Source organism: Mangrovimonas xylaniphaga (assembly GCF_001280435.1).
GTDB lineage: Bacteria > Bacteroidota > Bacteroidia > Flavobacteriales > Flavobacteriaceae > Mangrovimonas_A > Mangrovimonas_A xylaniphaga.
Genome location: NZ_LBIP01000013.1, coordinates 679837 through 692763, shown reverse-complemented (window position 1 = coordinate 692763; position 12927 = coordinate 679837). Strand labels below are relative to the sequence as shown.

Here is a 12927-nt window from a genome sequence, read left to right as displayed (position 1 = left end):
CCGATAAAAACTGAAAAATCATGACAATTGCAATTGTCATATTGAATTAAAATTATGGTAAGAAGCAGTGTGTTTTACTGCTTCTTACCTATTTATAAATAGTAACACAAACAAAATCCAATTAGAGCAATGTTCAATTTTTTTTCGCTTAAATCGATAAGTCTATTTTTGACAATTTTGGTTGTCGGCACTTCTTGTCAATCGCCAAAAGTTTCTGGTGAAACCTCCGCAAGAGAAGTGAATTTTAGCAATAATTGGCAGTTTTATTTAGCCGCTCAAGCATCCGATTCGATTTCGGAACACATCAATTGGCGTACATTAAATGTACCGCACGATTGGAGCATTGAAGGCGAGTTCAAAAAAGACCATCCTGCCGATTTAGGAGGCGGGTATTTACCTGGAGGTTTAGGTTGGTACAAGAAAACATTTACAGTTGAAGATGCCAACAAAATGACGATTATCCATTTCGACGGTGTGTATATGGACAGCGACGTATGGATTAATGGTCATCATGTAGGAAATCGTCCCAACGGGTATATTGGGTTCGAGTACGACCTTACACCTTACATAAAATACAATGGTCAAGAGAACGAAATTTTAGTAAAAGTTGATAATTCTAAACAGCCTAACTCGCGTTGGTATTCCGGATCTGGAATCTACCGAAATGTTTGGTTGAAGACTATAGACAAATTGCATGTAGATACTTGGGGAACGTTTATTACAACCCCAAACGTGTCAACAGAGCAGGCTGAAACCGTTTTGGAAATCAATCTTAAAAATGAGGATGCCGAAGCTAAAGAAGCTACGGTCATCACAAGTATTTATAAAGGCAATGTACAAGTGGGCACTGCTACTGCTTCAGCAAGTATCAATGCCAATGACAGTAAAACGATTATTCAAAATATCACAGTGGAAAATCCGCAACTATGGTCTGTGGAACATCCTGAAATCTACACCGCCAAAACCGAAGTTCAGGTCGCAGGGCAAACCGTAGATGAGTATACAACACCTTTTGGTATCCGAACTTTTGAATTCGATTGGAACAAAGGCTTTTTGTTGAATGGTGAACAAGTAAAAATTAAAGGGGTTTGTAATCATCACGATTTAGGGCCTTTGGGTTCAGCTGTAAACACACGCGCTTTAGAGCGACAATTGCAGATCATGAAAGACATGGGGGTGAACGGCATTAGAACCGCCCATAACCCTCCAACACCAGAACTGTTAGAACTTTGTGATACCATGGGCTTCATTGTGATGGACGAAATGTTCGACATGTGGAACAACACAAAATCTCCTCACGATTATGCCAATTACTGGAAAGAATGGCATCAAAAGGATTTGGAAGACTTCATTATTCGTGACCGTAACCACCCTAGTATTTTTATGTGGAGTGTAGGTAACGAAATTCAGGAGCAATGGAATGAGCAAGGTGTAACCACGGCTAAGGAATTAAAGGCGATTGTTCGAAATTTGGATACTACTAGACCAATTACCGTGGCGATGAACCCACCGGTAAACATGCCAAATGCCGATGTAACGACACAATTCGATGTAGAAAAAGCGAGTTTAAATCCTGTAGCTGCTTCAGGTGTATTGGACTTGATAGGTTACAACTACGCACATAATACATTTCCTTTTCACCAACAGAATTTCCCAGAGACACCGTTCATTGCAACGGAGACCACTTCGGGATTACAAACCAGAGGGTATTACGATAAAAAATCGGATACTTTAAAGCGTTGGCCAGTACGTTGGGATTTACCTTTTGATGGCGGAAATCCTGGAAACACCGTGTCAGCTTACGACCAGGTGAGCACTCCTTGGGGCTCCACCCATGAGGAAACTTGGAAGATCATTAAAAAATACGATTTCCTTTCTGGAATGTACATCTGGACAGGTTTCGATTATATAGGTGAGCCTACGCCGTATGTATGGCCTTCCAGAAGTTCTTACTTCGGAATTGTGGATTTGGCAGGCTTTCCAAAAGATGTCTATTACATGTACCAAAGTGAATGGACCGATAAGGATGTACTTCACATATTCCCACATTGGAATTGGACTGAAGGGGAAACCGTTGATGTTTGGGCTTATTACAACAATGCCGATGAAGTGGAATTATTCGTCAACGGAACATCACAGGGCATTAAGAAAAAGGAGGGAGACGATTTGCACGTGATGTGGCGAATTCCTTTTGAAGCAGGAACAGTGAAAGCTGTTTCCAGAAAAGATGGTCAGGTAGTCCTTGAAAAAGAACTAAAAACTTCCGGAGAAGCTGCAACAGTTAAATTAACGGCTGATAGACAAACCATAACCGCAGATGGCAAAGACCTGTCATTTATAACGGTAGATGTGGTGGATGCCGATGGGAATTTTGTGGCAACAGCGCAAAATCAATTGAATTTTTCAATAGAAGGAAACGGGGAAATCTTTGCTGTGGGCAATGGAGACCCAACCAATCATGAATCGTTCAAAGGGAAGACTCACAAAGCTCTAAACGGAAAATGTTTGGTAGTAGTGAAATCTACAGATAAGGCCGGAATTGCCACACTGAAAGTGACTTCGGATGGCTTGCAAGAGGCGACAATTACGGTGACAACTAAGTAATATTTAAATGTATTTCAAATCATAAATTAAAGGAAGAAAACACAATCACAATGAAAAGAAACAAAATATACCTGGGTTTATTAACGGGTTTGCTTTTTGCCTCTTGTGCGAAGGAGGAACAACTGTATCAGAAAACTACTGATGGTATTGTTGTTAATGTGAAGCAGGCCAACAACACCGATGTACATAAACTGCGACTGCAAGTTTTAGGGGATGAATTGATTCATGTGTCGGCAACTCCCGATCAGGAATTTCCAAAAGATTCTAGTTTAATTATTCTTCCAAATATTAAGACGGTTCCGTTTGACGTTGCGCAAACTGGTGATTCCATCACGCTTTCAACAAAGGCTCTAAATGTCTTGGTGTCTAGCATTGATGGAGGAATTACATTTAAGGATAAAAACGGGAAGCTAGTTCTGTCAGAACAAGCTGGAGGCGGAAAAACTTTTGAGCCTATTGAGGTTGAAGGAACCAAAGGTTACAGTGTTCGTCAAATTTTCGATTCGCCTGCAGATGAGGCGTTCTATGGTTTAGGACAGCACCAATCCGATGAATACAATTATAAAGATAAAAGCGAAGAGTTATTTCAATATAACACTAAAGTTTCCGTGCCATTTATTGTGTCCAACAAAAACTATGGATTGCTTTGGGACAGTTATGCGTTGAGCCGTTTTGGTGACAGCCGTCCGTACCTGCAATTGAACGAAGTGTTTAAACTTTATAATAAAGAAGGCAAGGAAAATGCGTTAACCGGAACTTACAAAACAGCCGATAATGGCGGGCAAACGATTGTAAGGGATGAACCGTCTATTTTCTTTGAAGACGTTAAGAGCATTAAAAACTTACCGGCCAACTTCCCATTAAAAAATGCTGAAGTATTGTATGAAGGGGACATTGAAGCTGCTGAAAGTGGTGAGTTCAACTTTATCTTGTACTACGCAGGATACATTAAAGTATTCTTGAATGATGAGCTTTTGGTACCTGAGCGTTGGAGAACCGCTTGGAACCCTAACAGCTATAAGTTTACCTTCAATATGGAAGCTGGTAAACGTGTGCCATTGCGTATAGAATGGCAACCAAACGGAGGAAGTTCTTACTGTGGTTTACGTGTGAGAACCCCACAACCGGAAGTTGAAAAAGGCAACCAGGTTTGGTGGAGTGAAATGAACAAAAAAATGGATTATTACTTTGTTCACGGAAACTCAATGGACGAGATTATTAAAGGTTACCGCACCCTTACAGGAAAATCCCAGGTGATGCCAAAATGGGCTATGGGGTACTGGCAAAGCCGTGAGCGCTACAAAACTCAGGATGAGATTTTGAGTACTTTGAGAGAGTTTAGAGCACGCCAAATTCCTATCGATAATATTGTATTGGACTGGAACCACTGGGAAGAAGACCAATGGGGAAGCCATGAGTTTGATAAAGCGCGCTTCCCAAATCCAAAAGGTATGTTGGACTCTATCCATGCCATGAACGGAAAAATGATGATTTCTGTATGGCCTAAGTTCTATCAAAATACAGAACACTTCAAGGAATTCGATCAAAAAGGATGGATGTACAGACAGGCTATCAAGGATAGCATTCGCGATTGGGTAGGTCCTGGATATATTGGATCGTTCTACGATGCCTATTCTGCAGATGCAAGAAAACTGTTCTGGAACCAAATTTATGAGCATTACTATCCATTGAACATCGACGCTTGGTGGATGGATGCCAGTGAGCCAAACGTTTTGGATTGTACAGATATGGAATACCGCAAAGCGTTGCAAGGACCAACAGCTTTGGGACCTTCAACAGAATACTTCAATACTTATGCCTTGATGAATGCCGAAGCTATTTACAATGGTCAACGAGATGTTGAACCAAATAAGCGTGTGTTCTTGTTGACGAGATCTGGTTTTGCTGGATTACAACGTTATTCAACCGCTACTTGGAGTGGGGATATCGCTACCCGTTGGGAAGATATGAAAGCACAGATTTCTGCTGGACTTAATTTCGCGGTAAGTGGAATTCCTTACTGGACCATGGATATAGGTGGGTTCTGTGTTGAGGATCGTTATGTCGCGGCTCAATTGGATTATAACAAATCTGGACAAGAGACTGAAGATTATAAAGAATGGAGAGAGTTGAATGCGCGTTGGTATCAATTTGGTGCTTTCGCACCATTGTACAGAGCACATGGTCAGTATCCATTCCGTGAGGCATGGCACATCGCACCGGGAGGGCACCCAGCTTACGAGTCAATTTTGTATTACACCAATTTGCGTTACCGTTTGATGCCATACATCTACACCTTGGCAGGGAAAACCTATTTTGATGATTATACCATTATGCGTCCATTGGTAATGGATTTTGCTGATGATAAGAAAGTTGAAAACATCAGTGATCAGTTCATGTTTGGACCATCGTTAATGGTAAACCCAGTTTACGAATATGGAGCACGCAGTCGTGAGGTGTATTTCCCAAGTACTTCTGGTTGGTATGATTTCTACACTGGAGCATTTATCAACGGAGGACAGTCGAAAACAGTAGAGGCACCTTATGGCCGTATTCCGTTGTACATTCCAGAAGGAGCTATCATTCCTGTAGGTCCGGAAATTCAGTATACAGATCAAAAACCAGCCGAAACAATCGTGTTGTATGTATACCAAGGAAAAGATGGAAGCTTCAATTTATATGAAGACGAAGGCGTGAACTACAACTATGAACAAGGAAAGTATGCACACATTCCATTCCAATACAATGAGGCCGAAGGGACTTTGACCATTGGGGAACGTCAAGGAGCGTTTGAAGGGATGCTTAAAAATAGAACATTCGTGATTGTGCCTGTTAACAAAGACAATCCAAAGGCATTTACTTATGATGCCAAAGGACAAACTGTCGAGTACAACGGACAAGCACAGACTATCAACTTGAAATAAGTTACAGACAATTTAGAGACACCGTCAGTTCAAATAGAATAATAGATATTACAAATGAAACACAAATTAATATATACCTCTGTAGTTGCAGCTTCTTTGCTGGCAATGTCATGTAAGGAAGAAAAGACATCCGAGCAAGTAGTGGCCGAGAGTGCCAAAGTGGAGACTACCTATAAAGGGAAACCGGTAACCCACGAATTCGATGCTAAAATCGATTCGTTGATGAGACAAATGACCTTGGAAGAAAAAGTAGGTATGTTGCACGGAAGCACCATGTTTGCAACTGCTGCCGTGGAGCGTTTGGGAGTTCCAGAATTGACCATGGCTGATGGGCCGTTGGGAGTTCGTGAGGAAATCTCAAAAGACAATTGGTCAGCTGCTGGTTGGGACAATGACTTTGCGACGTACTATCCAGCGGGTGGTGGTGTAGCGGCAACTTGGAATCCTGAGTTGAGTTATGTTTTTGGAACCAGCGTAGGGGAAGAAGCCATTGCAAGAGATAAGGATGTGTTATTGTCGCCAGCTATAAACATTATCCGTACGCCGCTTGGAGGTAGAACCTATGAATACTTTACCGAAGATCCGTTTTTGAACAAAAAAATGACGGTACCTTTTATCGTTGGGCTTCAGGAAAATGATGTGGCGGCTTGTGTAAAACACTATGCGGCCAACAACCAAGAGACCAATCGTGATTTTGTAGACGTTCAAATTGATGAGCGTAGCCTTCGTGAAATTTACTTGCCGGCTTTTAAAGCGGCTGTGGAAGAAGCCCATGCTTATAGTTTTATGGGAGCTTACAATAAATTTAGAGGTGATTACCTATGTGAAAATGACTATATGTTGAACAAAGTCCTGCGTGATGAATGGGGATTTGAAGGAATCGTAATTTCCGATTGGGCAGCTGTTCACGATACCAAAAAGGCTTTGGAGAATGGCACCGATATTGAAATGGGAACACCAAAACCATTCAATGAATTTTACTTTGCAGATGCCTTGATTGAAGCCGTGAAATCAGGAAAAGTTGCCGAAGCTCAGGTAGATAAATCCGTACGTAGAATCATGCAGGTAATGTACACGCTTAAGAGCATTGACGATAAGGGTCGTGCTACCGGAAGCATCAACACCGAAGCGCATTTTGAAGATGCTTACAAGATTGCGTCGGAGTCTGTAGTACTTCTTAAAAACGACGCCAATATGTTGCCAATTAAAACCGAAGGTTTGAAGAGCATTGCCGTTATTGGAAATAATGCTACCAAGAAAAATGCCTTGGGTGGATTTGGAGCCGGTGTAAAAACCAAACGTGAAGTAACGCCTTTAGAAGGATTGAAAAACAGATTGCCAGAGAGCATTGAAATCAACTATGCCGAAGGCTATTTGGAGCGCTACTCAAAAAATGAAAACGATCAAAAGCAGGAAGTAACCTTAAAAGGCCCAATTACGGTGGATGAATTGGATCTAGCGAAGTTGGAAGAAGCTTTAACAGCTGCTAAAAATTCAGAAATGGCCATCATTTTTGCCGGGTCAAACAGAGATTATGAAACAGAAGCTTCAGACCGTAGAAACTTGAACTTGCCATTTGGTCAGGAAGAGTTGATCAAAAAAGTAATGGAGGTAAATCCTAATACTATTGTGGTGATGATTGCCGGAGCGCCTTTCGACATTAAAAATGTGAGTGAAAGTACCAAAGCCTTGGTGTGGAGTTGGTTCAATGGTTCCGAAGGTGGAAATGCACTTGCCGATGTGTTATTGGGTAATATCAACCCTTCTGGTAAATTGCCTTGGACGATGCCAGTGGCTTTAAAAGATTCTCCTGCGCATGCTACTAACAGCTTCCCTGGTGATGATGTTGTGAAATATGAGGAAGGTATTTTGGTTGGTTACCGTTGGTTCGACACTAAAAATGTAGCACCTCTTTATCCGTTCGGTTATGGATTGTCGTACACAGATTTTTCAATTTCTGGTGTTAAAACCAATGCCGAGGCTTACACAGAAAATGAAACCATTTCTGTAGAGGTTTCCGTGAAAAACACAGGAGCTGTTGAAGGGAAAGAAGTAGTTCAGGTGTATGTTTCTAAACCAGAATCTAAAGTTGAGCGTGCGGCGCAAGAATTGAAAGGCTTTGCCAAAGTAGATGTTAAGGCAGGGGCTTCCCAAACGGTAACTGTTCAAATTCCTGTGAAAGAGTTGGCATTTTACAATGTAGCTACCAAGTCATGGGAAGTTGAAAAAGGAAATTACCAGATTCGAGTGGGGAACTCCTCAAGAAATATAGTTGCAGAACAAACAATAACAGTTAACTAATATTCAAGATTCTAACTATGAAAACAATTAATAGCATTTTTAAAGCTATGGCATTAGTGGTAATGCTGGTAGGCTTTACTTCCTGCAATAGTGATAGCGATGAAGATAGTGGAGGAAGTGTTAATTTTACTTTGAGCACTGATGAGCTGAGTTTTCCTTCAAGTGGAGGAGAAGCAACTTTTAATGTGTCAACTTCTCCTAATATTACTTGGGGAGTAAATACTGAGGCAGATTGGTTGACTCTTTCCAATTCTTCTAGTTTGGGTAATGGAAGTGTTACAGTTCAAGCAGCAGTAAGCGATGTGGAAACAGATCGTACAGCTGTTATCAAGGTGTATACTTCGGAGTCTAGTCAAGAAATTCAAGTGACTCAGGCAGGTTCTATTTTATCAATTGCTCCAGATTCAAGTCAGATGAGTGAGTATACTTCTGTGCAATTAACAGAGGTTATGGGCTTGGGATGGAATGTTGGTAATTCTTTGGAAGCTGTAGGGGGTGAAACCGCTTGGGGGAATCCATTGATCAACCAAGACTTAATCAATGCGGTGAAAGCTGCAGGATTCAATACTATTAGAATTCCGGTGGCTTGGAGTAATTATATCCAAGAGGGAGATGATAATTACACCATCAGTAATGAAGGCTTGACCCGTGTAGAGGAAGTGGTAAACTACGTATTGGATAATGATATGTTTGCAATCGTGAATCTTCACTGGGATGGTGGTTGGATGCAGCCTACCTATGAGGATCAAGATTATGTAAACGATAGGTTGGCCAAAATGTGGCAGCAAATTGCCATCCATTTTAGAGATTACGATTACCATTTGATATTTGCAGGATCCAATGAAGTCATGGTAGATGGCGACTATGGTACCCCAACGGAAGAATATTATACGGTTCAAAACAGTTTCAATCAAACTTTCATTTCTACAGTTCGTGCCACAGGAGGAAGAAATGCTTACCGTTATTTAACGGTTCAAGGCTTCAATACCAACATTGATCACACCGTTAATTTTGCGGTACTTCCAGAAGATACAGTTGCAAATAGAATGTTGATGGAAGTACACTATTACGACCCTTATCAATTTACTTTGGATGTCAGCACAGACGAAGTTTGTCAATGGGGAGAAATTGCTACAGATCCTTCGGCAACCGCCGGTTGGGGTGATGAAGATTGGTTGGAAACCCAATTCACTAAAATGCAAACTAACTTTGTAGACCAAGGTATAGGTGTCATTTTAGGTGAATACGGAGCAAGTTATAGAGGTGAAGTGGAAGGTGCAGAAGTTTACAGGTCCTACTATTATAAGAAAACAACAGAAGCTGCTTTAAGCCATGGTTTGGTGCCAGTGGTTTGGGATAATGGTTATCCAGACAACCACCAAATGGGATTGTTCAATAGAACGACTGGCGAAGAGTACTTCCCGGATATTATTGATGCCGTTACTAATAATTAAAAGAGAACGATGAATAGGATTAGAGTAACAAAGATAAGCATCAGCCTTTTGGTGCTTATCTTTGTGTTTACAGCATGTAACAACAGTAAAAAGGAGCCGCAAAAAGAGGTCGTAAAAACACCTCATTATGCCGCTAGTTGGGATTCCTTGGCAGCTTACCAAGAAGCTCCGGAATGGTTCCGTGAGGCCAAATTTGGAATCTATGCCCATTGGGGTGTATTGTCGGTGCCGGCATTTGCCAACGATTGGTATCCTAGGTTGATGCACGTAGAAGGTAGCGTTGAAAACAAACACCATGTAGAAACTTACGGTGAGCCATCAGAATTTGGATACCACGATTTCGTGCCAATGTTCAAGGCCGAAAACTTTGATGCCGAAGCTTGGGCCGATTTATTTCAAAAGTCGGGGGCTAAATTTGCAGGCATCGTAGCAGAGCACCATGACGGTTGGTCCAATTGGGATAGTGATACCAATCCATGGAATTCTATGGATAAAGGCCCAAATCGTGATATTGTTGGAGAACTAGGTGAAGCTATCCACGGGAAGGGGATGAAGTTTGTTACCTCATTCCACAAGGCCAGAAACCTTCAGATTTTTCAGCAGGATTCTACAAAATGGTTGGATGACACCTCGTACTTTCCATACAATCCCAAAATGCCAACTTCCTCTAATGATCCTGAGTTGAGTATTTTATATGGAAACATTGAAAAAGAGGTGTTTTATAGTAATTGGTTGGCAGAATTAAAAGAAGTGATTGATAACTACCATCCGGATCTAATTTATTTTGACGGGAAATTGGATAAAATTCCTGATACCTACAAAGAAGAATTTGCGGCCTATTATATCAATCAATCGTTAGCCCGTAACCAAGAAGTGGTCATTACCCATAAGGAAGGCGAGTTGCCAAAATCGGTGAGTGTAGAAGACTTTGAAAAGGGTCGTATGAACAAGATTACCGAAGATTATTGGTTGACAGATGAAACTGTGTCAGTAGGAAGTTGGAGCTATACCCATGATTTAGGTTTGAAAACGGCAGATGAGATCATTGATCTGTTAGCCGATATTGTGAGTAAAAATGGAGCAATGATGTTGAACGTTTCACCTATGGAAAACGGCATCATTCCAGAAAACCAACAACAAATTTTATTGACTATTGGGGATTGGCTGAACACCAACGGAGAGGCTATTTATGGGGCTTCAACGTGGAAAGTGTTCGGGGAAGGACCAACCAAGCAGGAGAAATCAGGGATGTTTTTGGATAAATTAACCTATACATCTCAGGATGTGAGGTACACCAAAAAAGGAAATACTATCTATGCAATTGTACTGGGCTGGCCCGGTAATGATACGCCAATTACCTTATCGTCTGTAACTTCAAACGTGTTAGGTGAAGATGGACTTTCTATTGAAAAAGTGAGCATTTTAGGATCGGACCAGGATTTTCCTTTTTCACTTGAAGAAGAAGGACTGAAGTTGACCACACCAAGTGAAACGATCGATGACAAAGCATTTGTAATTAAAATTGAAACTAAAAAATAACGAAGGAAGATGAAAAAGTTTGTATTGCCATTTATTTTGTTGTTGAGCGTTTTTGGCTATGCCAAGGTTGAAATGCCTTTACTGTTTGCAGATGACATGGTCTTGCAACGCAACAAACCTATTCCAGTTTGGGGATGGGCCGATGCCAACGAAAAAATAGAAGTATCCTTTAACGGACAAAAAGTTAAAACTAAAGCGAACAAGGATGGAAAATGGTCTTTGGAATTGAAAGCGGAAAAGGCTGGAGGGCCATTCACCATGACCATTAAGGGGAAGAATACCATTCAAATCAAAAACATTTTGGTTGGAGAAGTATGGATTTGCAGTGGGCAATCCAATATGGAGTTTGCTGTGAGTGGTGTTACCAATGCCGAACAGGAAATGAATGACGCCGACTATCCTCAAATCAGACAATTTTTGGTGACCCAGGATATGAGTGCCCAACCAAAGTCACATTTAAAACAAGGAAATTGGACGGTTTCCAACCGCGATAATGTGGGGGATTTTACGGCCGTGGGCTTCTTCTTTGCTAAAAAGCTGTATAAGGAATTGAATGTTCCAATAGGATTGATTAATACTACTTGGGGAGGAACCTGTGTAGAGACATGGACGAGCAAGGAAGGTTTGTCAAAGAGTGATGAATTTGGTAAATATATTTCCAATCTACCAGATCTAGATTTGGAAGGTGTCATTAAAGAGCAAAAGGCAGTTATAGCCAAGAAAATTGAAAACATCCAAGGCAAAATATTAAGTGAAGAAGAGTTGGGCAAAGTGACTACTCTAGAGTTTAAAGATACCACTTGGCCAACAATGATGCTTCCAGATGCATGGGAAAACCAACAATTGCCTAATATGGATGGGATTGTTTGGTTTAGAAAAACCTTTGAAGTACCAGCTCATTTGGCGGGTAAACCTTTTATTTTGAATTTGGCAAAAGTTGATGATGTTGATGTTACTTATGTTAACGGTGTTGAAGTAGGAACTACAGGTCAGTACGATTTAAGCAGAAAGTATTCCGTTGCTAAAGGGATACTTAAGGCAGGTTCTAATGTCATCGCTGTAAAAGTTACCGATTATGTTGGTGGTGGTGGAATTTATGGAGACCCTGCAGATTTGAAAGTTACAGTTGGTGATACCGATATTGCTTTGGCAGGAGGATGGAAGTTCAACGTTATTGATGTGCGCTATGAATTTTCGCCTAACAACTACCCTTCATTATTGTATAACGCGATGTTAAATCCGTTGATGCCTTATAGTTTTCAAGGGGTTATTTGGTATCAAGGGGAGGCAAATGTCCATAGAGCTGAACAGTACAAAAAGAGTTTTCCTTTAATGATCAACGATTGGAGAAAGCATTGGGGGCAAGGTGAGTTTCCTTTTTATTTTGTGCAATTATCGAGCTTTAACGAGTTTAATGGAAACAGCAATAGCGGAAGTCGTTGGGCCGAGTTAAGGGAAGCTCAGTCTTACACGGCTCAAACTGTTCCAAATACAGCGATGTGTGTGACTACAGATATTGGTAACGCCAAGGATATTCACCCAACAAATAAACAGGATGTTGGTAAACGATTATCAGCGATAGCTTTACGTAATGTATATGGTAAGAATATCGTTTGTGAAAGTCCTATTTATAAATCAATGCAAGTAGAGGGTAATCAGGTTACCGTAACTTTTGAGCATATGGGTAGTGGTTTGATGACTCCAGACCGATATGGTTATGTAAAAGGATTTGAGCTTGCAGGACAAGATCAAAAGTTTTATTATGCCAAAGCTTATATCAAGGATAATAAGGTGGTTGTTTACTGTGATAATGTAACGAATCCTGTTGCCATTAGGTATGGATGGGCCGACGATGCAGGCGATTGCAATTTGTATAATGAAGAAGGATTTCCAGCATCCCCTTTTAGGTCCGATAATTGGAAAACCATTACAGCAGATGGCACATATGAGGTGATGAACTAAGGTTCATCAGTTGACCATAACGAATACATTTAAAACCCGCTTCAATATAGGTTGAAGCGGGTTTTTTGTTTGCTAAAAGTAGCACAAACTAAATGAATGGGTGTTTAGAGTATTTTTATACCTTTTCTGATACATTTTTTGAA

General features: G+C 40.8%; 6 protein-coding genes. All 6 read left to right on the top strand.

Going from position 1 to position 12927, the window contains the following annotated elements:
- The first annotated feature begins 168 nt into the window (after positions 1 to 168).
- The 6 genes from galB to ZA06_RS03090 are packed head-to-tail and all read left to right on the top strand — an operon-like array spanning position 169 to position 12784.
- On the top strand, positions 169 to 2604 hold the full coding sequence (gene galB, locus ZA06_RS03115) for a beta-galactosidase GalB (protein WP_316931740.1): 2436 nt from the start codon (positions 169 to 171) through the stop codon (positions 2602 to 2604).
- 50 nt (positions 2605 to 2654) lie between these two features.
- Positions 2655 to 5528 carry a TIM-barrel domain-containing protein gene (locus tag ZA06_RS03110; protein WP_157503064.1) on the top strand — a complete coding sequence of 958 codons (2874 nt, stop codon included), beginning with the start codon at positions 2655 to 2657 and terminating at the stop codon, positions 5526 to 5528.
- A 54-nt stretch (positions 5529 to 5582) separates the two neighbouring features.
- On the top strand, positions 5583 to 7829 hold the full coding sequence (locus ZA06_RS03105) for a glycoside hydrolase family 3 C-terminal domain-containing protein (protein WP_053975939.1): 2247 nt from the start codon (positions 5583 to 5585) through the stop codon (positions 7827 to 7829).
- 17 nt (positions 7830 to 7846) lie between these two features.
- Complete coding sequence (locus ZA06_RS03100) at positions 7847 to 9283, top strand: cellulase family glycosylhydrolase (RefSeq protein ID WP_053975938.1); 1437 nt, start codon at positions 7847 to 7849, stop codon at positions 9281 to 9283.
- A gap of 9 nt (positions 9284 to 9292) precedes the next feature.
- Positions 9293 to 10822, top strand: coding sequence for an alpha-L-fucosidase (locus ZA06_RS03095; protein ID WP_053975937.1), 1530 nt, complete (start codon positions 9293 to 9295; stop codon positions 10820 to 10822).
- 9 nt (positions 10823 to 10831) lie between these two features.
- The gene (locus ZA06_RS03090; protein ID WP_053975936.1) at positions 10832 to 12784 is read left to right on the top strand and encodes a sialate O-acetylesterase; all 1953 of its coding nucleotides are present in this window, start codon (positions 10832 to 10834) and stop codon (positions 12782 to 12784) included.
- Positions 12785 to 12927 lie beyond the last annotated feature (143 nt).